Origin of the sequence: Sphingomonas sp. 2SG (genome assembly GCF_005503285.1) — a bacterium.
In the GTDB taxonomy this organism is placed as follows: domain Bacteria; phylum Pseudomonadota; class Alphaproteobacteria; order Sphingomonadales; family Sphingomonadaceae; genus Sphingomonas; species Sphingomonas taxi.
Genome location: NZ_SCMZ01000047.1, coordinates 1 through 20,107, shown reverse-complemented (window position 1 = coordinate 20,107; position 20,107 = coordinate 1). Strand labels below are relative to the sequence as shown.

General features: G+C 69.3%; 19 protein-coding genes. 7 read left to right on the top strand and 12 right to left on the bottom strand.

Features of this window, described 5'->3' with window-relative positions:
- Positions 1–63: 63 nt before the first annotated feature.
- Genes FFS23_RS16150 through FFS23_RS16140 form a run of 3 tightly spaced genes read right to left on the bottom strand, consistent with a single transcriptional unit; the run spans position 64 to position 3,895 of the window.
- Positions 64–2,394, bottom strand: a complete 2,331-nt coding sequence (locus tag FFS23_RS16150) for a xanthine dehydrogenase family protein molybdopterin-binding subunit (RefSeq protein WP_137899404.1) — start codon at positions 2,392–2,394, stop codon at positions 64–66.
- Entirely contained in the window at positions 2,391–3,377 is a 987-nt protein-coding gene (locus FFS23_RS16145; RefSeq protein ID WP_137899403.1) for an FAD binding domain-containing protein, read from the bottom strand. The genes FFS23_RS16150 and FFS23_RS16145 overlap by 4 nt, the downstream gene beginning before the upstream one ends.
- Entirely contained in the window at positions 3,374–3,895 is a 522-nt protein-coding gene (locus tag FFS23_RS16140; RefSeq protein WP_052075735.1) for a 2Fe-2S iron-sulfur cluster-binding protein, read from the bottom strand. Before FFS23_RS16140 ends, FFS23_RS16145 begins: the two co-directional genes overlap by 4 nt.
- A 125-nt stretch (positions 3,896–4,020) precedes the next feature.
- On the opposite strand from FFS23_RS16140, the gene FFS23_RS16135 reads away from it, so the two are divergent.
- Positions 4,021–5,028, top strand: a complete 1,008-nt coding sequence (locus FFS23_RS16135; protein ID WP_137899402.1) for a zinc-dependent alcohol dehydrogenase family protein — start codon at positions 4,021–4,023, stop codon at positions 5,026–5,028.
- A gap of 450 nt (positions 5,029–5,478) precedes the next feature.
- Here the strand turns inward: FFS23_RS16135 and FFS23_RS16130 are convergent, their stop codons facing one another.
- Positions 5,479–6,489 (bottom strand): zinc-binding alcohol dehydrogenase family protein, encoded by a 1,011-nt coding sequence (locus FFS23_RS16130; protein ID WP_137899401.1) that lies wholly within the window; start codon positions 6,487–6,489, stop codon positions 5,479–5,481.
- Positions 6,490–6,577: 88 nt separating this feature from the next.
- Complete coding sequence (locus FFS23_RS16125) at positions 6,578–7,357, bottom strand: IclR family transcriptional regulator (RefSeq protein ID WP_137899400.1); 780 nt, start codon at positions 7,355–7,357, stop codon at positions 6,578–6,580.
- 165 nt (positions 7,358–7,522) lie between these two features.
- Here FFS23_RS16125 and FFS23_RS16120 point away from each other — a divergent pair, with 165 nt between their 5' ends.
- The 4 genes from FFS23_RS16120 to FFS23_RS16105 all read left to right on the top strand — a co-directional run bounded on the left by FFS23_RS16120 (position 7,523) and on the right by FFS23_RS16105 (position 12,552).
- The gene (locus FFS23_RS16120; RefSeq protein ID WP_038665681.1) at positions 7,523–7,879 is read left to right on the top strand and encodes an L-rhamnose mutarotase; all 357 of its coding nucleotides are present in this window, start codon (positions 7,523–7,525) and stop codon (positions 7,877–7,879) included.
- 76 nt (positions 7,880–7,955) lie between these two features.
- On the top strand, positions 7,956–8,822 hold the full coding sequence (locus FFS23_RS16115; RefSeq protein WP_249340716.1) for an amidohydrolase family protein: 867 nt from the start codon (positions 7,956–7,958) through the stop codon (positions 8,820–8,822).
- 97 nt (positions 8,823–8,919) lie between these two features.
- Positions 8,920–10,458, top strand: coding sequence for an alpha-L-fucosidase (locus FFS23_RS16110; protein WP_137899399.1), 1,539 nt, complete (start codon positions 8,920–8,922; stop codon positions 10,456–10,458).
- A gap of 33 nt (positions 10,459–10,491) precedes the next feature.
- Positions 10,492–12,552: a beta-galactosidase gene (locus FFS23_RS16105; RefSeq protein ID WP_137899398.1), complete on the top strand. Its 2,061-nt coding sequence runs from the start codon at positions 10,492–10,494 to the stop codon at positions 12,550–12,552.
- A gap of 24 nt (positions 12,553–12,576) precedes the next feature.
- Here FFS23_RS16105 and FFS23_RS16100 read toward each other — a convergent pair whose 3' ends face one another.
- From FFS23_RS16100 to FFS23_RS16090, 3 genes are all read right to left on the bottom strand, one after another.
- Complete coding sequence (locus FFS23_RS16100) at positions 12,577–12,774, bottom strand: hypothetical protein (protein WP_038665691.1); 198 nt, start codon at positions 12,772–12,774, stop codon at positions 12,577–12,579.
- A gap of 52 nt (positions 12,775–12,826) precedes the next feature.
- The gene (locus FFS23_RS16095; protein WP_137899397.1) at positions 12,827–13,192 is read right to left on the bottom strand and encodes a hypothetical protein; all 366 of its coding nucleotides are present in this window, start codon (positions 13,190–13,192) and stop codon (positions 12,827–12,829) included.
- Positions 13,193–13,260: 68 nt separating this feature from the next.
- Positions 13,261–13,602 carry a PilZ domain-containing protein gene (locus FFS23_RS16090; RefSeq protein WP_038665697.1) on the bottom strand — a complete coding sequence of 114 codons (342 nt, stop codon included), beginning with the start codon at positions 13,600–13,602 and terminating at the stop codon, positions 13,261–13,263.
- 167 nt (positions 13,603–13,769) lie between these two features.
- Here FFS23_RS16090 and FFS23_RS20205 point away from each other — a divergent pair, with 167 nt between their 5' ends.
- On the top strand, positions 13,770–13,931 hold the full coding sequence (locus FFS23_RS20205) for a hypothetical protein (RefSeq protein WP_156143869.1): 162 nt from the start codon (positions 13,770–13,772) through the stop codon (positions 13,929–13,931).
- Positions 13,932–14,032: 101 nt separating this feature from the next.
- Positions 14,033–14,164, top strand: a complete 132-nt coding sequence (locus FFS23_RS20635) for a hypothetical protein (protein ID WP_281177474.1) — start codon at positions 14,033–14,035, stop codon at positions 14,162–14,164.
- A gap of 406 nt (positions 14,165–14,570) precedes the next feature.
- Here the strand turns inward: FFS23_RS20635 and FFS23_RS16085 are convergent, their stop codons facing one another.
- The 4 genes from FFS23_RS16085 to FFS23_RS16070 form a co-directional block, all read right to left on the bottom strand.
- Complete coding sequence (locus tag FFS23_RS16085) at positions 14,571–16,970, bottom strand: hypothetical protein (RefSeq protein ID WP_137899396.1); 2,400 nt, start codon at positions 16,968–16,970, stop codon at positions 14,571–14,573.
- 97 nt (positions 16,971–17,067) lie between these two features.
- Complete coding sequence (locus FFS23_RS16080; protein WP_137899395.1) at positions 17,068–17,874, bottom strand: MetQ/NlpA family ABC transporter substrate-binding protein; 807 nt, start codon at positions 17,872–17,874, stop codon at positions 17,068–17,070.
- 11 nt (positions 17,875–17,885) lie between these two features.
- Positions 17,886–18,551 (bottom strand): methionine ABC transporter permease, encoded by a 666-nt coding sequence (locus tag FFS23_RS16075; RefSeq protein WP_137899394.1) that lies wholly within the window; start codon positions 18,549–18,551, stop codon positions 17,886–17,888.
- Positions 18,548–19,282, bottom strand: coding sequence for a methionine ABC transporter ATP-binding protein (locus FFS23_RS16070; protein ID WP_137899393.1), 735 nt, complete (start codon positions 19,280–19,282; stop codon positions 18,548–18,550). The genes FFS23_RS16075 and FFS23_RS16070 overlap by 4 nt, the downstream gene beginning before the upstream one ends.
- Positions 19,283–20,107: the final 825 nt, after the last annotated feature.

Here is a 20,107-nt window from a genome sequence, read left to right as displayed (position 1 = left end):
GAACCGACGTTCGTATGAAGAAATTCCTCCCCCTGGCGGGGGAGGACTTTAATCCGCCTCGCCCTACAGCAATTTGTCGAGGGTGATCGGCAGGTCGCGGATGCGCTTGCCGGTGGCGTTGAAGACCGCATTCGCCACCGCCGCGCCGACGCCGGTGATGCCGATCTCGCCGACGCCGCGTGCCCCCATCGGCGTGTGGGGATCGGGGATGTCGGTCCACATCACCTCGATCTCGGGCACGTCCATGTGCACCGGCACGTGATATTCGGCGAGGCTGGGGTTCATGATCCGGCCGTTGCGCTCGTCATATTGCGTCTCCTCCATCAGCGCGAGGCCGAGCCCCATGATGATGCCGCCGCGGAACTGGCTCGCCGCGGTCTTGGGATTGAGGATGCGGCCGCAGTCGAACGAGCCGAGGAAGCGGCTGACCCGCACCTCGCCGGTCACCGTATTGACCCGCACCTCGCAGAACATCGCGCCGTGCGAGTGCATCGACCAATGCATCGTCTCGAGCGGCATCGGCGGCGTCGCCTCGACCACGACCGTGTCACGCTGCGCGCGCGCGAGGATCGAGGCATAGCTTTCGTGCCGCGTCGGCTCGTCGAGCTTGGCGAGGCCGCCGTCGATCCCGCCGACCTCGTCGGCATCGAGCCCGGCGAGCGGCGAATCGTTGCCGGCGAGCTTGAGCAACTCGCCGACCAACGCGCGATGCGCCGCGATCACCGAGGCGCCGATCGCCGCGGTCTGCTGCGACCCGCCGGCCATGACGACGCCGGGCAGGCTGCTGTCGCCGTAGCGGAAGGTCACCTGCTCCATCTCCAGCCCGAGCCGGTCGGCGGCGACCTGCGTCTGCGCGGTGGCGGTGCCCATCCCCATGTCGTGCGCGGCGATGTCGACCGTGGCATGGCCGTGCCGGGTCAGCGTGATCCGCGCCGCGCCGCCGGGCATCCGGTAATAGGGATAGGTGGCGGTGGCGACGCCCATGCCGACCAGCCATTCGCCCTCGCGCCGCGCCCCGGGCTTGCCGCGCTGCGCCCAGCCGAAGCGGGCGGCGCCGTCGCGATAGGCCTTCTCGACCTCGCGCGACGAGAAGGGCGCGCCGGTGGTCGGGTCCTTCTCCGGCTCGTTGCGCATCCGCAGCTCGATCGGATCGATGTCCATCGCCACGGCGAGTTCGTCGATCGCGCTCTCCAGCGCGAAGGTGCCGACCGCCTCGCCGGGCGCGCGCATGAAGGTGTTGGCGACCATGTCGAGATAGGCGACCTCGACGTCGAGCTTCATCGTCTTGCTCGCATAGGCGCTGCGCGTCGGCAGGATGAACGGTTCGGGCAGGACATTGTGGTGGCTCATCGCCACCGTGCCGGTGTGGACCAGCGCGTCGAAGCCGCCATCCGCCTGCGCGCCGATCGCGACGCGCTGCTCGGTGATCGTGCGGCCGCCGACGATGCGATAGACGCCCTCGCGCGACAGCATCAGCCGCACCGGCCGGCCGGACAGCTTTGCGGCGGCGGCGGCGAGCACCTGATGCTGCCACAGCCCCTTGCCGCCGAAGCCGCCGCCGACGAACGGCGAGGTGACGTGGACCTGATCCTCGTCGAGCCCGAAGACATGGCCGAGCGACCAGGCCATATGCGCGACCATCTGCGACGCGTCGTGGACGCGCAGCGTCTCGCCCTCCCAGACGACGGTGACCGCGTGCAGCTCGATCGCATTGTGGCTGTGGCGCGGCGTGGTGTAGGTCGCATCGACGCGATGCGGTGCGGCGGCAAGCGCCGCGTCGGCGTCGCCGCTCTCGTATTTGAGCGGCTGGCCCATGAACTGGCCGGGTTCGGTGCCGTTGGCCTTGGCCTCGTCGAGCGCGGTGACCGAGGCTTCGGCGACGTAATCGACGTGGATCAGCGAGGCGGCATGATCGGCTTGGTCCTGCGTCTCGGCGAGCACCAGCGCGACCGGCTCGCCGTTCCAATAGACGCGGTCGTCCTGCATGATCGGCAGGTCGTTGCCGCCGCACGCCTTCTCCGAAGTCATGAACAGCGGCATCGGCGCCATCCGCGGCGCGTTGCGATAGGTCATCACCAGCGCGACGCCGGGCGCGGCCTCCGCCGCCGCGGTGTCGAGCGTGGCGATGCGGCCCTTGGCGACGGTGCTGAACACCAACGCGGCATAGGCCATGCGATCGAGGGGGAATTCCGCGGCATAAGGCGCGATGCCGCGCACCTTGATGGCGCCGTCGAGCCGCGAGATCGGCTTGCCGACGAAGCCGTGCTGCTGGCGGATCAGCGGATCGGGGCGGCCGCCGGGCATCCAGCTGTCCGGCGCCATCTGCACCGCGGTCTGCATCGCGGCCTGCGCGGCGCCCTTTACCGCCTGTTTGGCGTCTTCGACGATGCTCATGAATCCACTCCCGCGAGGTCGGCGAGCACGGCGACGATCGTCCGCCGCGCCAGTTCGATCTTGAAGCCATTGTCGCGCAGCGGCTGCGCCGCCGCGAGTTCCGCCGCCGCCGCCGCTTCGAAGGCGGCTCGCGTCGCCGGGCCGTCCCGCAGCGCGGCCTCCGCCTGCGTCGCGCGCCACGGCCTGTGCGCGACGCCGCCGAGCGCGAGGCGGACGTCCGCGACCCGCCCGTCCCGCACCTCGATCGCCGCGGCGACCGAGATCAGCGCGAAGGCATAGCTCGCGCGGTCGCGGACCTTGCGATAGGTCGAGTGCGCGGCGAGCGGCAGCGCGGGCAGCTCGATCGCGGTGATCAGCTCGCCGGGTTCGAGCAAAGTCTCGATCTCGGGATGATCGCCGGGCAGGCGGTGCAGCTCGGTCAGCGGCAGCGTGCGGGTGCCGCCCGGTGCGGCGAGATGGACGGTCGCGTCGAGCGCGGCGAGCGCCACCGCCATGTCGGACGGATGCGTCGCGACGCAGGCGGGCGACGCGCCGAGGATCGCATGGATGCGGTTGAAGCCATGGATCGCGTCGCAGCCCTGGCCGGGCTGGCGCTTGTTGCAGCGCGAGCCCTCGACGTCGTAGAAATAGGTGCAGCGGGTGCGCTGGAGCAGATTGCCGCCGATCGTCGCCATGTTGCGGATCTGCGCGCTGGCGCCCGCCAGGATCGCGCGGCTGAGCATCGGATAGCGGCTGCGGACGACGGGATGCGCCGCGAGCGTACCGTTGCGCACGCCCGCGCCGATGCGCAGCCCGCCCTGCTCGGTCTCCTCGATCGTGGTCGACAGCGCGGTGACGTCGACCAGCGCGGCGGGACGCTCGATCGTCTCGCGCATCAGGTCGACCAGATTGGTGCCGCCGCCGAGATAGCGGGCGTCGGGCGCCGCGGCGAGGCGGAGCGCCTCGTCGGTGGCGGTCGCGCGGGCGAAGGTGAAGGGGGTCATGCCGCCACCGCCCGGTCGTCCGCCGCGGGGGCGTAGACGTCGAGGATCGCATCGACGATGCCGTTATGCGCGCCGCAGCGGCACAGATTGCCGCTCATCCGCTCGCGCAATTCGTCGCGGTCGAGCGTGATCGCGGCGCCGAGATCGGCGGTGACGTGGCTCGGCATGCCGCGTTCCAGCTCGGCGGCCATGCCGATCGCCGAACAGATCTGTCCGGGCGTGCAGTAACCGCATTGGAAGCCGTCATGCGCGATGAAGGCGGCTTGCAGCGGATGCAGCGTCTCGCCATCGGCAAGCCCCTCGATCGTCGTCACCGACCGGCCGTCATATTGCACCGCGAGCGCGAGGCACGAGACGATCCGCTCTCCGTCGACCAGCACGGTGCAGGCGCCGCACGCGCCCTGGTTGCAGCCGAGCTTGGTGCCGGAGAGGTGGAGGCGTTCGCGCAGCAGGTCGAGCAGAGAGACGCGGGGGTCGTCGGGCAGCGGCACCGAAGATCCGTTGACGGTGATGGGCATCGCGATTTCTCCCAATATTTTGGCCAACTTAGCCGAGGCGCTGCGGGCCGGCAACGCAGCCGTCGGCTTTTTGGGAAAGCGATGCGATCTGACGCGTTCGGGTCATCGAGCATAAGGAATTCCCGATGAAAGCGATGACATTGCCCGCCCCCGGCGGCCTCGACCGGCTGGCCTTCGCGGAGCGCGCCGATCCCGGTGCGCCCGGCCCGCAGCAGATCCGCGTCGCGCTGCACGGCAGCTCGCTCAACTATCACGATCTCGGCATCGCTACCGGCCGGATGCCGAGCGCCGATGGCCGCATCCCGCTCGCCGACGGCGCCGGGATCGTCGAGGCGGTCGGCGAGGGCGTGAGCGAGTTCGCCGTGGGCGACATGGTCGTCTCCTGCTTCTTCCCCGACTGGCAGGACGGCACCCCGACCGTCGGCGATTTCAGCCGCACGCCGGGCGACGGCATCGACGGCTTCGCGCAGGAGCACGTCGTCCTGCCCGCCACCGCCTTCACCCATGCACCCAAGGGCTATGACGCGGTCGAGGCGGCGACGATCACCACCGCGGGGCTGACCGCGTGGCGCGCGCTCGTCGTCGATGCGCAGATCAAGGCGGGCGACACCCTGCTGCTGCTCGGCACCGGCGGCGTATCGATCTGGGCGTTGCAGATCGCCAAGGCGATGGGCGCGCGCGTCGCGATCAGCTCGTCGTCCGACGAGAAGCTGGCGCGCGCCGAGGCGCTCGGCGCCGACTTCACGCTCAACTATCGCAGCGACGAGAAGTGGGGCCGGACGGTGCGCGACTGGACCGGCGGGCGCGGCGTCGACCACGTCGTCGAGGTCGGCGGCCCGGGCACGCTCGCCCAGTCGATCGAGGCGGTGCGCGTCGGCGGGCATATCTCGCTGATCGGCGTGCTCACCGGCATATCGGGCGAGGTTCCGACCGCGGCGCTGATGGGCAAGCAGGCGCGGCTCCAGGGCCTGATCGTCGGGAGCCGCCGCGAGCAGCAAGAGTTCGTCCGCGCGCTGGAGACGACCGGCATCCGCCCGGTGATCGACCGCCGCTTCCCGCTCGACCGGCTCGCCGAGGCGTTCCAGTATGAGATGGACGGCAGCCATTTCGGCAAGATCGGCATCGAATGGTGAGTTCAGGGTCGCCCGCACCTAATTCCCGTTAGCCCTGAGCCTGTCGAAGGGCGGCGCCGCAAGCAGACGCGCCGCTTGTGGAACCCCGTGCTTCGACAGGCTCAGCACGAACGGGTGGTGGAGGGTTGGTTGAAGGGTGGTGGAGCGGGGGCTCAACGGATGCCGAACCCCTCATTTCCGTTAGCCCTGAGCCTGTCGAAGGGCGGGTGCCGCAATCGCACCCGCCTCTTGTCGAGCCCCATGTTTCGACAAGCTCAGCATGAACGGGGATAGAGGGTTTGTGGAGAAGTGGTGGAGAGGCGGCGGAGCGGTGGTGGAACGCATACCCGACCCCTCTCCGTTAGCCCTGAGCCTGTCGAAGGGCGGAGCCGCACGCGATACGTCGAACGTGGAAACCCGCGCATCGACAAGCCGCCACGCCCCATCGGAAACGCGCACAGCGCGGCGCGTTCAGAACGCCGCGATCGCCTTGAGCACCCGATCGGCCTGCGCCACCAGCCGCGGCAGTTCCGCCGGCAGGTCGATCGCGGCGACGCTGTGCGTGTGCAAAGCATCGGTGTCGATCGCGCCCTGCCGGATCGCGTCGATCACGCGGGCGAAGTCGGCGGCGAGCGCGTTGCGGCTGGCGAGCAGCGTCGTCTCGCGCTTGTGGAAGTCTGGGTCGGCGAAGATCAGGTCACCCTTGGCGACGCCGACCAGCACGTAGCTGCCGCCATGCGCGACCTCGGCGAGGCCGGCGTTCATCGCCGCGATGCTGCCGGTGGCGTCGAACACCGTCGCAAAGCCGCTGCCCTCGGTCAGCACCGCGAGGCGCGCCGCGGCAGCCTCGTCGGCGAGCACGCAATCGCCGAAGCCGAGCCGGTCGCGGGCATGGTCGAGCCGGGCGGCGCGCGTGTCGCAAAGCACGACGTGCGCGCCATCCAGTCGCGCGAACAAGGCGGTGGCGATGCCGATCGGTCCCGCGCCGCGGATCAGCACGCGCTCGCCCGCCGCCAGTCGCGCGCGCGCGACCGCATGCGCGCCGATCGCGAGGAATTCGACCATCGCCGCCTGGTCGAGGCTGAGCCCGGTCGCATCGATCGCGGCGCGTTCGGGGATCGCGATCACCTCCGCCATGCCGCCGTCGACATGGACGCCAAGCACCGCGACGGTGACGCAGCAATTGGGCTTGCCGCCGCGACAGGCGACACAGACGCCGCAGGCGAGATAGGGGTTGATCGTGATCCGCTGGCCAGCGCGGAAGGCGCTGCCCGCGGGCGCCTCGATCACCTCGCCGGCGAGTTCGTGGCCCATCACCCGCGGATAGGCGAGGAACGGCTGGTTGCCCGCGTAAATATGGTAATCGGTGCCGCACAGGCCGACGCGGCGAATGCGGACCAGCAGTTCGCCCGGCCCCGCCTGCGGCGGGTCGCGCTCGACCGCCTGCAGGTCGAAGGGTTGCTGGCACACGATCGTCAACACAAAGCCAGCCTCTATTTGCAAGTCAGCTTGCAAATATGAAAGAACGTCGGGTCTGGCAAGCACCGATCGCCGACGCGCGGCGAACCGGTCAGGAGGGGTGGTAGCCCATCGCGATCGAGATGTCGGCGGCGGCGTTGCGCAGATGCTCGCGTGCCGCCTGCATGTCGACGGTCTGCGATCCGTCGATCAGTTCGAGGAAGGGGATGGTCAGCGCCGCCGCGACCTGCCCGTCGAAGCCGAAGATCGGGAAGCTGAGGTCGGTGACGCCGCGGGTGATCGGGCTCTTGCGCTGATCGTAGCCGCGGGCGCGGACCTGCGCCAATTGCCGGTCGAGCGCCGCGCGATCGACCGGTGTGCGGGCCGCGGGGATCGCCTGCGCGAGCACCTGGTCGCGTGCCTCGTCGGAGGAGAAAGCGAGCAGCACGTTGCCCGAACAGCTCGCCAGCATGTCGATCCCGGCGCCGAGCCGCAGCGAGAAGCCGCGCGTGCCCGGATTCTGTTCGCGGGTGATGACGAGGCCGCTGCCGTCGTTGATGACGACGAGGTGGCAGGACTGGCCGGTATCGATCGCGAGGCGCCGCATCGCGGCACGCGCGGCGGTGACGAGATCCTGCGCGGGCGTCGCGCGATAGGCGAGGTCGAGCAGCTTGTAGGCGACCGAATAGCGATCGTCCTTGCTCGATTTCTGGAGATAGCCGAGCTTTTCCATCACCACGACGATGCGGAACAGCTCGCCGACCGAACGGTTGAGCCGCACCGCCATCTCGCTGATCAGGATACCGCTCGGCTGCGTTTCGAGCAGTTCGAAGATCTCGAACGCCTTTTCCACGGCCGGCGCCGCGTAGGTCGTCTTCGAACCCGATGCCATCTGGCCCTCCTCCGTTCGCCGTCGCCATGCGGGGACCGCAGGCGGCTGTCAAATCGCTCGCCGCTGCCGGATGCGCGCCGAGCTGCGCGAGGCGGCGGCACGCGCGCCTTGCCGCATCCCGGCGCACGGGCGATGTTGCCGTATCCCCAAGCACTTGCAGCGAGAATGCCGACGATGACGCGCCACCTTCTGTTCCTCGACATCGATCCGTCCTCGGCCTCGGTCGCGGCCTATCGCGACTGGCACCGCGCCGGTGGGCCTCCCGCCGCGATCAACCGGTCGATTCGCGCCAGCGGCATCGAATCGCTCGAGATCTGGCACGTCGGCGACCGGCTCGCGATGATCATGGAAACCGGCCCCGATTTCTCCGCCGCGGCAAAGGCGGCGGCGGACGCGGCGGACCCCGACGTCCAGGCCTGGGAAGCGCTGATGGAGCGCTTCCAGCGGCGGCTGCCGTTCGCCCCCGACGGCGAGAAATGGGTCGCGGCGGAGCGCGTCTATTCGCTCGACGAACAGCCCTGACGTGCCGCCCGGCGGCCTTGTCGCCGCGGTAAGACTATGAAAGGCGACGATCTTTCACGACAAGGCGAGGTGGAACGTGGCAATCGGAACGGCAGGCAGCACCGCGATCGCCGGGGTGGTCGACGCGCATCACCATGTCTGGCGGCTCGACTGGCCGGGGCATCAATGGCCCGATGCGAGCCTGCCGGCGATCCACCGTGACTTCGCCATCGCCGATCTGCGCGCCGACAGTCGCGGCGTGGATCTCGCCGCGACGGTGCTCGTCCAGTCGCAGCCGACCGATGCCGATACCGACCGGCTCTGCGCGATCGCCGCCGCCGAGCCGCTGGTCGGCGCGCTGGTCGGCTGGGTCGATCTCGCCGCCGCCGATGCGCCGCGCCGGATCGCGCAATTGGCGGCCGCCCCCAAGCTGCGCGGGCTACGGCCGATGCTCCAGTCGATCGCCGACACCGACTGGATCCTGCAACCGGCGCTGGACGATGCGATCGCGGCGATGATCGCGCACGGCCTGCGCTTCGACGCGCTGGTCCAGCCGCGCCATCTCAGCGCGCTGCATCGCTTCGCGCATCGCTGGCCCGACCTGCCGATCGTGATCGATCACGCCGCCAAGCCGAGCGCGGCGGCAGGCGGGCTCGATCCGTGGCGCGACGAGATCGCCGCGCTGGCGGCGTGCGACACCGTCTGGTGCAAATTGTCCGGCCTGCGCACCGAACAGCCGCCGGGCGAGCCCGCCGCGGCTCTGGCGCCCTATGTCGCGCATCTCGTCGCCTGTTTCGGCGAGCGGCTGATGTGGGGCAGCGATTGGCCGGTGCTGCACCTTAGCGGCGACGATTACGGCAGCTGGTTCCAGGCCGCCCGCACGCTCGCCGAACTCGACCCCGCCGGCGAGCGCAGCCTGTTCGCCGACAGCGCCCGGCGGTTCTACGGACTCGCCCTGCCATAGAATGCCCGGAAGATCGCTTGCCTAATGAAAATACATTTGCAAGTATGATAACTTGACCGAGCGCCCGACCTGGCGGCGAGCGGCGCGGGAGAGAGACATGGCGGGCATCAGCAAGCGCGAATTGTTGGGGGCGTCGCTCGGCGCGGGGCTCGCCGCCGGGCCGTTCGCGCGCGCCGTCGCCGCCGCACCGCTGCCCGCGATCGCCCCCGGCCGCTTCCAGCCGACGGTGGACTCGCTCAGCACCTACCAGACGCCCGACTGGTTCCGCGACGCCAAGTTCGGCATCTGGGCGCATTGGGGGCCGCAGGCGGTGCCGCGGCGGGGCGATTGGTACGCGCGCTTCATGTACGTGCCGGGTCATCCGCATTACGCGCATCACCTCGCCACCTACGGCCATCCGTCCGAATTCGGCTATAAGGACATCATTCCGCTGTGGACCGCGGACAAATTCGATCCCGAAGCGCTGATGGACCGCTACGCCGCCGCGGGCGCCAAATATTTCGTGTCGATGGGCGTTCATCACGACAATTTCGACCTGTGGAAGTCGCGGCATCATCGCTGGAACGCGGTCACGATGGGACCCAAGCGCGATATCGTCGGCGACTGGCAAAAGGCCGCGACGCGCCGCAAGCTGCGCTTCGGCGTCTCCGAACATCTCGGCGCCAGCCACAATTGGTGGTATCCGAGCCATCTCTACGACCAGTTCTGGCCGAAGCTCGGCGTCGATTACGACGGCGCCGATCCGCGCTTCGCCGATCTCTACCACAAGCCGCACGACGAGCCCTACACCAACAAACCGGGCAGCTGGTACACCAACGATCCGGCCTATCATGCGCTGTGGTTCGCGCGCATCCGCGACCTCGTCGACAGCTACCAGCCCGACCTGCTCTATTCCGACGGCGGCCTGCCGTTCGGCGCTACCGGCCGGTCGCTGGTCGCGCATCTCTACAACAGCAGCATCGCCCGCCACGGCAAGCTCGACGCGGTCTACACCTGCAAGGATCAGGGCTCGGGCGATTTCTACAAGGGCGCCTGCGTCCAGGACGTCGAGCGCGGCGTACTCGCCGGCATCAACCCGCTGGCCTGGCAGACCGACACGTCGAACGGCGACTGGTTCGACAATGTCGACGACAAGTTCAAGACGCCGCCGCAGGTGATCGCGATGCTCGCCGACATCGTCAGCAAGAACGGCAACATGCTGCTCAACGTCGCGCTGCACGCCGACGGCAGCCTGCCGCCGCAGTCGGAGACGCTGCTCGCCGAACTCGCCGCATGGATGGCGGTCAATGCCGAGGCGATCCACGGCACGCGGCCGTGGACGATCCATGGCGAGGGGCCGACCGAGGCGGTGGCGGGCAGCTTCAAGGAAGACGGCAGCTACGTCGCACAGGACATCCGTTTCACCACCAAACGCGGCCGGCTGTACGCGATCACGCTCGGCGAGCCCGCCGGCGCGACCGCGATCAAGGCGCTGGCGCAGGGCAATCCGCACGATCCGCGCCGGATCCGGCGGGTGCGCCTGCTCGGCCACGGCGGCGCGATCCGCTTCGAACAGACCGGCCAGGCGCTGGTGATCGAACGACCGGACCGGCTGCCGACCCGCCACGCCAGCGTGTTCGAGATCAGCTTCGCCTGAGCGGCGATCCTAAAGACAATCGAAAGTACAATCATGATCCCGATCAAATCCTTCGCGCTCGCGGCGGGTGCGCTCCTGCTGGCGGCGGCGCCGGCCCCCGCGGTCCACGCGCAGGATTCCGCAATGCGCGCCGACTGGCCCGGCAAGGGCGATCTGTTCGTCGGCACCTGCTACCAGCCGGTCGACCGGTCGCCGGCGCAGATCGCGCAGGACATTGCGGTGATGAAGGGCGCGGGCTTCACGATGGTCCGCATGGGCGACCTGTCGTGGGATTCGTTCGAGCCGGAGGAGGGGCGCTATACCTTCGCCTGGTTCGACAGCGTCATGGACCAGATGCACCGCGCCGGCATCCGGGTGGTGCTCGACATCCCCGGCCTGCCCGCGCCCGGCTGGCTGCACAAGACATATCCCGGCGTCGACCTGATCAATCAGGACGGCGCGCGGCTGCACGCCGCCAGCCGCTATTGGGACGACATCAGCGATCCCGATTACCGCCGGCACGTCCATGCGCTCGCCGAGCAGATGCTCAAGCGCTACGCGCATCATCCCGCGGTGATCGCGATCGGCTATGACAATGAGGTCGGCAGCTCGCCGATGTCCTATTCGGACGGGGTCCGGCAGCGGTTCGTCGGCTGGCTCAAGCAAAGATACGGCACGATCGAGGCGCTCAACACCGCCTGGGCGACGCAGCGCTGGTCGCGGCGCATCGCCGATTGGGACGGCGTCGACATTCCTTATGGCAACGGGCCGGGACCGAACGAGCGCAATCTCGACCTCCATCGTTTCTGGTCCGACCAGACGATCGCCGCGCTCGACGATCTCGACGGCGTCCGCCGGCAATATGCCCCGCACCTGCCGACCGCATCGAACCTGTGGCCGGAGGCGGGCAACAAGGGCTTCGACTATCTGCGGTCGTGGAACCGCTATGCGACCTATGGCGCGCTCGGCTTCTATCCGGGCGATGCGCTCGGCGCCGCGTTCCAGGTGATGATGATGAAGGCGGGACACCGGACGCCGGTGTGGTTCAACGAATTCACCGCCGGCGGCGGCGGCGATTACGGCACGCCGGACCGGTCGCGGATGTGGGCCTATTTCGGCCTGCTCAATTATGCGCAGACCTTCCTCGCCTGGACGTTCAACTCGCATCTCGGCGGCGAGGAGCAATCGTTGTTCGGGCTGCTCGACCATGACGACCGGCCGTCGTGGAAGGTCGCCGAATTCGCGCGGATCGCCAAGGAGTTCGGCAGGATGAAGACGCTCGGCTTCCCGCGCGACGTACAGCCGCAGGTGGCGATCGCTTATTCGTTCGAGACCAACTGGCTGGTCAGCCCGCCGCCCGGCCCCAATACGATCAAGCAATATTTCGCCGGCAGCTACGTCGATCAGGCCAAGGCGGCGTTCCAGCCTTTGTTCGAGGACAATGTCGACACCGCGGTGATCGACATCGCGCACGACCCGATCGACGCCTACAAACTCGTCGTGCTGCCGAGCGCCTATATCATGGACGCGCCGACCGCCGCGGCGGTGCGGCGCTATGTTGCGGGCGGCGGCACCGTGGTGATGACCGGCTATTCCGCCAAGGCGGACGAGACCGGCAAATGGTTCGCGACGCCGCTGCCCGGGCGACTTACCGATGTGTTCGGGCTGCGCACCAACGCCTTCTACCGCGCCGCCACGCCGCTCAAGGTGACGCTGAACGGCGCGACGGCGACCGCGACCGACGGCTATTACGAGATCCTCGAACCCTCGACCGCCAGGCCGCTCGCGATGTTCGACGGGCTCGCGCAGCCGACGCCGGCGATCACCGTCAACCGCTTCGGCAAAGGGCGCGCCATCTATCTGGCGACCGCGCCGCAGGCGGCGCTGCTCGGCCCGCTGCTCCGCTCGCTCTATGCCGGGACCGGCATAGTGCCGGGGCCGAAGACGCCCGCCGGGGTCGTCGCGCGAACGGTCGAGGGGCGGACGATGTACGTCAACACGACCACGGCGCCGGTCGCGGTGCCGCTCGCCAAACCGGGTCGCGACATGATCGGCGGCCGCGCGGTGGCGGGAACGCTGACGCTGCCGGCCTATGAGGTGGCGCTGGTCGAGTGAGCCGCGGCCGGTGCGGCGGCGGCGCTACAGGCGGATGCCGCGCCGCGTCATCTCGGCCACCGCGATCGCGCCGAGCGGCGTGTCGGCCGAGGCGTTGAAGATATCGGCGAGGTCAAGCAGATCCTCGTCGCCGAGCTGGAGGATCGAGGTTTCGATGTCGGCGAGACGCTGCACCGCCAGCTCGCCGCGATCGGCAAGCCGCTTCATCCGTGTTCTTAGCATGACGGGATCCTAGCAAAGATGGCGGGGCAATGGCAGCAGAGACTTGCCGCGGTCAATCGAGCCGGCGTTGCGCCTCGAACAAGCGTTCCAGCATCGTCTGGACCATCTCGTACCCCAGTTTCGACAGCGCCAGCAGGCCGTCGCGCCGTTCGATCAGCCCGGCCTGGGCGAGCGCGATCACCCACCGTTCGGTCGTCGCGGGCGGCCCGCCGAGTTCGGCTTCCGACGGATAATGCGCCGCTTCCTCGGCGACGAACAGCGCGAGCAGGATATTGGTCGGCAACGGCGCGTTGAATCCGTGCGGCAGCGCCTCCGCCACCACCTGCGCCGCGGCGAGCATCCGCTCGGCGAGCTTGGTCGTGGTCGTCGTGCTCACGATCCGCACCGAACCATCCGACGGTGTCAAGGTGCGCGGCATGACCTTCTCCCCCCAAGGTCATCTGTTTAACTTCCATTGATATGGAAAATCAACAAGCTACGGTAAGATCAATGCGGCGGCCCGGCCTGCATCCGCACCTCGATGTCGCTGAGCACGTCGACCGGCAGCGGATGGCTGAACTCCACGCCGACCTCATGCTCGCGGTTCCATGCGATCCAGCCTTCCAGCTTGGTCAGCTGTGGCATGTCGATCGTCACATAGGTGCCGACCGTGACGCGATGCGCCAGCATGATCCGGCATCCCAGATGGGTGATGTCGCTGATCGAACATGCCTCCGCATCGAACTTCATCGACGAGATCGTCGCCGGCCAGACGACGGCGAGGCGCTCCGCCTGGCGCTCTTCTTGCGCGAGCCAGGACGGATAGGGGGTGGGATCTACGGAAGCCATGGCTCCTGCTACGGAAAATAGGTTAATATCCCGTCTTGCCGGCGGCTGGACGGGCGCGCTGACACGATGGCAACAGTCAGTGGCACACGGGCAATGGCCGCGCCGGTATCGGCGTCGCACCCGCCGCTCTAGGGCCGGAGCCGACGGGCTGTATTGCGGGGGCACGCATGACCTATTTCATCGTCGCGGCGGCGGCCACGGTCGCTGCCGTCGCGACCTATGGCTATGGCCGGCATCGCCAGCGGCGTGCGCTGCGCAGCGATGCCCGCCGTCGCCTGTCGCGGACGATGGCCGGTGCCCGCGCCGGTGCCGGACGGTCGCGGGACTGACTTTTCGCCGTATCCGACCGCGCTGAACCTTGGATAAACACTTGGTTCAGCATCATTCCATAGCAGCGGGCGCAATACCATGGGCTTTTGAGGAGCGTATCATGCCTGCTCTACGCTGCCGCATCGGCCTGCATAAATGGACGATCAAGCCGGCGACCCACCGGCCGGGAACGACGGTCCACCGCTGTTCGCATTGCGGCCTCGTCCGCCTCCGCCACGCCCGGCCCAGCTAGGCCGGATCGACAGTCCCGATCCCAGCGGCCCCCGCCCGTCACCCCGGGCTTGACCCGGGGTCCCGCTTCCTCCCGATCGGCACGGTAAAGATCCTGGCGGGACCCCGGATCAAGTCCGGGGTGACGGCAGGGCTATCGCATTTTGCTGAGGCGATGAGGTTCGATCGGTGTCCTCATAGAATTCGTCACCCCGGACTCGTTCCGGGGTCCACCCGGCCGCGAGAGAATGGTGGCGATTCAAGCCTTTCTCCTCGCCGCGGAGTGGACCCCGGAACAAGTCCGGGGTGACGGGCGGGGTTTGAAGACGGCAAACTCACCCAAATCCTCATATGCGATGGCCCTCGGGGTGACGGGGAGAGGATAACGCGGTTGCGGCGGCGAGGAACGTCGATCCGTCCCGCGCTCCTTACGGCACCGCCACCGTCGCGATCGCCTCGCCCGCGTCGCGCAGCCGCAGGGAGAGGCTGGCGGGCTTCTGCCCGGCGACCGACGGTGCGACCTCCACCGCATTGCCCGTGAAGCCGTCGGGGATCGCCTGCGCCGCATCGAAGCGCGCGTCGGTGGCGATCGCCTGCGCCAGGAACAGCCGGTCGCCGGTCACCGTGCAGCGGCCCGCCGCCGTGCAGGCGATCGACCGCAGCTCGGGCAGGCGGACGACGCTGCCGAGCGGAACCCAGCGCGTCGCCACGCCATCCTGCACGATGCGGAGGCGCAGCGCGCCGTGCACCAACGGGCCGAGCGCCTCGGCAGGCACGATCGTGCCGATGCCGGTCGTCGCATCCTGCAGGTCATAGCCCTTGCCGGCGGTCAGCCGGCTCGTCGTCTGGCCATCGGCGGTGGCGATCTCGACCACCTCCTTGCCGGTGAGCGGCGTCGCGGGATCGAGGCGGAAGGCGAAGGTGAGGCGCGCGTCCTGCGCGAACACGCCGTCGGGCTGCACTGTCATCGGCAGCACACCCGCGTGCGGCACCGGCTGCGCGCTGCGCTGGAGCACCAGCGGCGTGCGCCGTGCGGCGCCGACGGTCACCGCGATCGTCTTGTGGCGGTTGCCGGCGAAGGTGACGTCGGCGACGATCCGGCTGCCGGCGGCGAGCGCGCGCAACGCCGCGGGATCGGCGGCGGCGAGCGTCAGCTGATCCGCCCGGTCCGACCGGGTCAGCGCCCCCGGCGTCAGCGTGACGCCGCTTAGCCTGACCTCGCGGACCTGATCCAGCCGCGAGCCGGTCAGCATCGCCGCATCGTCGCCGGCCGCGATCGTCAGCGCGTCGAGCCGGCCGATCTCCTGCAGGGCGGGCAAGGTGATCGTCGCCGGCGCCGCGCCGGCCGCACCGGTGACGGTCAGCGTCACCGGGCCGGGCGTCGCCTTGTCGAGCGGCACGTCGACGACGATCCCGCGCTGGCCGTCCTGCTTCCAGTCCAGCGTCTCGCTGGCGCCGTCGCCGCGGCGCATCTCGACCCTGGTGACGCAGCCGGCGCCTTCGCCGGCGAGCGCGAGCGTGTTGGTGCGGCCGACCACCAACGTCGTGTTGGCGGGTGCCGCCCACAGGTTCGCCTGCGGCCGCGACAGCGTGAAGCGCGGCCCGTCGAAGGCGGTGAACCCCCAATTGCCGTGCAGCTGCGCGCCGACCGGCCCGGTGAAGCCGGCGTCGGGCAGCCCCTTGTCGAGCACATATCCGCCGCGGCGGGCGTCGGCATGCGCGGGCAGGTCGACCGACGCGCCGCCGGCGCCGGCGACGCGCACCATGACGTCGCGGGCATAGCGCGTCGCATAGACGAGCGGCGCGCCCTCGACCGGCAGCACCGCGCCGCTCGCCGCGCACAGCAGGCCGGCGCCCTCGCCACGGCGCAGCGGCGGCGGCTTGGCGGCCTCGATCGCGGGCAGGCCGACGACCATCACCGATGCCGGCTTGGCGAAGGACAGCGGCGTGTTGAGCAGCAGGGTGATCCGGCTGTCGCCCATCCGCGCCAGTGCCGGCACGAACTGAAGCTGCGTCGACTGGAAGGCGCCGAACAGCCGGAAGATGTCGCGCACCACGCCGATATACGAACTGTAGAAGCCATAGCCCGCCTGCGGCGTCGCGCTGAGCTGGAAGGCGAGGTCGGTCGGCGCACCGGTCAGCGTGTCGGCGAGCGCCGAGCTGTGCGTGTCGGCGAACAGCAAGGTCTCGCGATCGCCGGTCAGGCAGGCGGCCTGCAGCTCGGCGGGCTGTTGCAGGCATTCCGCCTTCAGCTTGATCGACAGGCTGCGGGTGAGCACCTGCGAGGTCGCGCCGACGCTCGCCGGATCCTCGCGCTCGGCCTGGAGCAATACGTCGAGGAAGGTGTCGAGCCGCGCGCGGTCGAGCGTCGCCTGGTTGAGGTCCTGCACCGCGCGCACGAAGGCGCCGGGCTGTTTGCGCACCGCGCTGGCCACCGCATCGGCGCTGCCGCCCTTTTCGGGCAGGATGAACAGCGCGAGCTGCTGCGCACCCTTGGGCACGATCAGCGACAGGTCGCCGCCTTTGCCCTTGCCGCCCAGCGTATCGTGGAACCAGTCGCGCGGCGGCCGCTCGACCGCGCCGCGCAGGAACACCGCGACCAGCCGGAAGCGCTCGCTGCCGGCGGGCGGCAGGTCGAGCTTGATCGACACCCGGTCGCCCTCGGCGAGATTGGGCACCCAGGCGAGCGGCAGCGTCGCGCCGTCATGGGTGACCGCGATGTCGAGCCGCGGCCCGACCAGATCGAATTGCGACGGCGCCGCCTCGACCCGCCACGCGGCGGCGGCGAGCAGGGCGAAGACGCTGAGATGGCGGAACACACGCGGCATGAGGCAGGCAGCAATCCCGGTTCAACGACGCCGCGCTTCTGCCCCGCGCTTGTGTTCAGATTGAGGCTGGCGGGGTGGAAAAGCCGCCCCCGTCGCCTCAAAACGCCGGCAGCACCGCGCCCTTATAGTGGCTGTCGATGAACGCCTTGGTCTGCGGGCTGCGCAGCGCGGCGATCAGTTTGACGACGCGCGGGTCGTTCTGTTCGCCGGCGCGGCCGACGACGAAATTGACGTAGGGCGATTTGGCGTCCTCGATCACCAGCGCGTCGCGGGTCGGGTTGAGCTTGGCGTCGAGCGCGTAATTGGTGTTGATCATCGCCAGATCGACCTCGCCGAGCACGCGCGGCAGCGTCGCCGCCTCCAGCTCCTTGAAGCGCAGATGCTTGGGATTGGCGGCGATGTCGCGCAGCGTCGACAAAGCGTTGGTCGGCTCCTGCAGCCGGATCAGCCCGGCGCGCTGGAGCAGCAGCAGCGCGCGGCCGCCGTTGCTCGGCTCGTTGGGCAAGGCCACCACCGCGCCGTCGGGCAGCTGCGCCAGCGTCTTGTAGCGGCGCGAATAGCCGCCGAGCGGCTCGACGTGGATGCCGGCGAAGGGCACCAGATGGGTGCCGCGCGCGGCGTTGAACTGGTCGAGATACGGCTTGGTCTGGAAGTAATTGACGTCGATCTGGCGCTGGTCGACCTGCAGATTGGGCTGCACGTAATCGTTGAACACGCGGATATCGAGCGTCAGCCCCTGTCTGGCGAGCAGCGGCTTCACCTGTTCGAGGATCTCGGCATGCGGCACCGCGGTGGCGGCGACGGTGAGCGTCGCGCCATCGGGCTTGGCGCCGCCCGAACAGGCGGCGAGCAGGCCGAGCGACACGACGGCGGGCAGGGCAGTGAGCAGGGTACGACGGTTCATCGGCAGGACCTTCAACGGCGGGTGACGCGGCGGGCGAGACGATCGCCGCCATATTGGATAGACTGGACGAGCGCGACGAGCAGCACGACGGTGACGACCATCACGTCGGTCTGGAAGCGCTGGTAGCCGAAGCGGATCGCGAGATCGCCGAGCCCGCCCGCGCCGACGACGCCGGCCATCGCGGTGAACGAGACGAGCGCGACCGCGGTCACCGTCGCGCCGGCGATCAGCCCGGGCAGGGCCTCGGGGATCAGCGCGCCGGTGACGATCTGCCGCGTCGTCGCGCCCATCGCCTGCGTCGCCTCGATCGTGGTGCGGTCGACCTCGCGCAGCGCGCTTTCGACCAGCCGCGCATAGAAAGGCGCCGCGCCGACGACGAGCGGCGGGATCGCGCCGGCGACGCCGAGCGAGGTGCCGACCAGCGCCATCGTCAGCGGGATCATCACGATCAGCAGGATGATGAACGGCACCGAGCGCAGCACGTTGACGAGGCCGCCGAGCATTGCATTGCCGAACCGGTTGGCGAGCAGCCCGCGTTCGCCGGTGAGATAGAGCAGCACGCCGAGCGGCAGCCCGAACAGGATCGACAGCAGCAGCGATCCCGACAGCATCGCCAGCGTATCGACGCAGGCGCGGCCGATCTCGGACCAGTCGATATTGGCGAACAGGCCGGTCATGCCGCCACCGCCGAAAGCATGCGCTGCGTCGCCGGGTGGCGCGCCGCGGCGAAGACGGCGTCGACCGCGCCGGTCTCGACGATCCGCCCCGCCTCGATCACCGCGACGCGGTCGCAGATGCTGCGCACCACCGCCATCTCGTGCGTGATCAGCACGATGGTGAGGCCGAGTTCGCGATTGAGGTCGCGCAGCAGCGCGAGCACGTCGCGCGTCGTCTCGGGATCGAGCGCGCTGGTCGCCTCGTCGCACAAGAGCACGGCGGGGTCGGTCGCCAGCGCGCGGGCGATGCCGACGCGCTGGCGCTGGCCGCCCGAGAGCTGCGCGGGATAGCGGTTCGCGAACGCGGCGAGGCCGACGCGGTCGAGCAGGGCGGCGACCTTCGCCTCGCGGTCGCGCCGCGGCGCGCCGGCGAGTTCGAGCGGAAAGCCGACGTTGCCCGCCACCGTGCGCGACGACAGCAGGCCGAAATTTTGGAAGATCATGCCCGTGCGCTGGCGCAACCGGCGCAGGTCGGCGGCGGGCAGCGTGTCGATCACCTGCCCGTCGATGGCGACATGACCCGAGGAGGGCCGTTCGAGCCCGTTGAGCAGCCGGATCAGCGTCGACTTGCCCGCGCCCGAACGGCCGATGATCCCGAACACCTCGCCCTTCGCGATCTCGAGCGACACGCCGTCGAGCGCCGGCGCGGCGCCGCCGGGGAATTGCTTTCGGACGTCGGTAAGCTTGATCATGATCGCTGGTTCGCCGCCTTCGCTACGCAAAGGCCGAGCCTGTGCCGGATCGGACGGCGCAATGCCATCGCCAGAAGACTTGGGGCCGCTAAAGGAGGCTTTGCCCGTCGCGGCGGGCGAGGCGGGTCGGTGCGGCCCCACAAGGTCCGTCACCCCGACGTGTTCGCCACCCTGTGAAACTCCCATCACCAGCAAATCAGCGCAGTGCTCCTGCGAAAGCAGGAGCCCAGGGTATCAAGCGCCATAAGGCGTTGCTTTGCTTGGCCCTAGGCTCCTGCTTTCGCAGGAGCACCGTGCTGCTCCTCCGGGCGATGCCGGCTTCCGCAGAGGTTTGGAACAGGTCCGAAGTGACGGGGGTGAAGTTTGAGCACGAGCGCCGGCCCTATGCGATCGCCCCGGTCACCATTGCCGGCGCAGCGCCTTAAATTGTGTCGATGCTGTCGCGGCGGGCGAGGCGGGTCGGTGCGGCCCCACAAGGTCCGCCACCCCGGACGTGTTCGCCACCCCTGCGAAGCTCCCATCCCCAGCAGATCAGCGCAGTGCTCCTGCGAAAGCAGGAGCCCAGGGTATCAAGCGCCATAAGGCGTTGCTTTGCTTGGCCCTAGGCTCCTGCTTTCGCAGGAGCACCGGGCTGCTCCTCCGGGCGATGCCGGCTTCCGCAGAGGTTTAGAACGGGTCCGAAGTGACGGGGGTGAAGTTTGAGCGCGAGCGACGACCCTATGCGGCCCCGGTCACCATTGCCGGCGCAGCGCGCGGATCGCGTCGATGCTGTCGCGGCGGGCGCGGGCGGGATCGGGCGTCGCTGCCGGCGGGGACGCCCGATCC

What these genes read in the sequence shown, in the direction of transcription:
- FFS23_RS16150 (WP_137899404.1), bottom strand. Translation starts at nt 2,394, where the DNA reads ATGAGCATCGTCGAAGACGCCAAACAGGCGGTAAAGGGCGCCGCGCAG.
- FFS23_RS16145 (WP_137899403.1), bottom strand. Translation starts at nt 3,377, where the DNA reads ATGACCCCCTTCACCTTCGCCCGCGCGACCGCCACCGACGAGGCGCTC.
- FFS23_RS16140 (WP_052075735.1), bottom strand. Translation starts at nt 3,895, where the DNA reads ATGCCCATCACCGTCAACGGATCTTCGGTGCCGCTGCCCGACGACCCC.
- FFS23_RS16135 (WP_137899402.1), top strand. Translation starts at nt 4,021, where the DNA reads ATGAAAGCGATGACATTGCCCGCCCCCGGCGGCCTCGACCGGCTGGCC.
- FFS23_RS16125 (WP_137899400.1), bottom strand. Translation starts at nt 7,357, where the DNA reads ATGGCATCGGGTTCGAAGACGACCTACGCGGCGCCGGCCGTGGAAAAG.
- FFS23_RS16120 (WP_038665681.1), top strand. Translation starts at nt 7,523, where the DNA reads ATGCCGACGATGACGCGCCACCTTCTGTTCCTCGACATCGATCCGTCC.
- FFS23_RS16110 (WP_137899399.1), top strand. Translation starts at nt 8,920, where the DNA reads ATGGCGGGCATCAGCAAGCGCGAATTGTTGGGGGCGTCGCTCGGCGCG.
- FFS23_RS16105 (WP_137899398.1), top strand. Translation starts at nt 10,492, where the DNA reads ATGATCCCGATCAAATCCTTCGCGCTCGCGGCGGGTGCGCTCCTGCTG.
- FFS23_RS16100 (WP_038665691.1), bottom strand. Translation starts at nt 12,774, where the DNA reads ATGCTAAGAACACGGATGAAGCGGCTTGCCGATCGCGGCGAGCTGGCG.
- FFS23_RS16095 (WP_137899397.1), bottom strand. Translation starts at nt 13,192, where the DNA reads ATGCCGCGCACCTTGACACCGTCGGATGGTTCGGTGCGGATCGTGAGC.
- FFS23_RS16090 (WP_038665697.1), bottom strand. Translation starts at nt 13,602, where the DNA reads ATGGCTTCCGTAGATCCCACCCCCTATCCGTCCTGGCTCGCGCAAGAA.
- FFS23_RS20205 (WP_156143869.1), top strand. Translation starts at nt 13,770, where the DNA reads ATGACCTATTTCATCGTCGCGGCGGCGGCCACGGTCGCTGCCGTCGCG.
- FFS23_RS20635 (WP_281177474.1), top strand. Translation starts at nt 14,033, where the DNA reads ATGCCTGCTCTACGCTGCCGCATCGGCCTGCATAAATGGACGATCAAG.
- FFS23_RS16085 (WP_137899396.1), bottom strand. Translation starts at nt 16,970, where the DNA reads ATGCCGCGTGTGTTCCGCCATCTCAGCGTCTTCGCCCTGCTCGCCGCC.
- FFS23_RS16080 (WP_137899395.1), bottom strand. Translation starts at nt 17,874, where the DNA reads ATGAACCGTCGTACCCTGCTCACTGCCCTGCCCGCCGTCGTGTCGCTC.
- FFS23_RS16075 (WP_137899394.1), bottom strand. Translation starts at nt 18,551, where the DNA reads ATGACCGGCCTGTTCGCCAATATCGACTGGTCCGAGATCGGCCGCGCC.
- FFS23_RS16070 (WP_137899393.1), bottom strand. Translation starts at nt 19,282, where the DNA reads ATGATCAAGCTTACCGACGTCCGAAAGCAATTCCCCGGCGGCGCCGCG.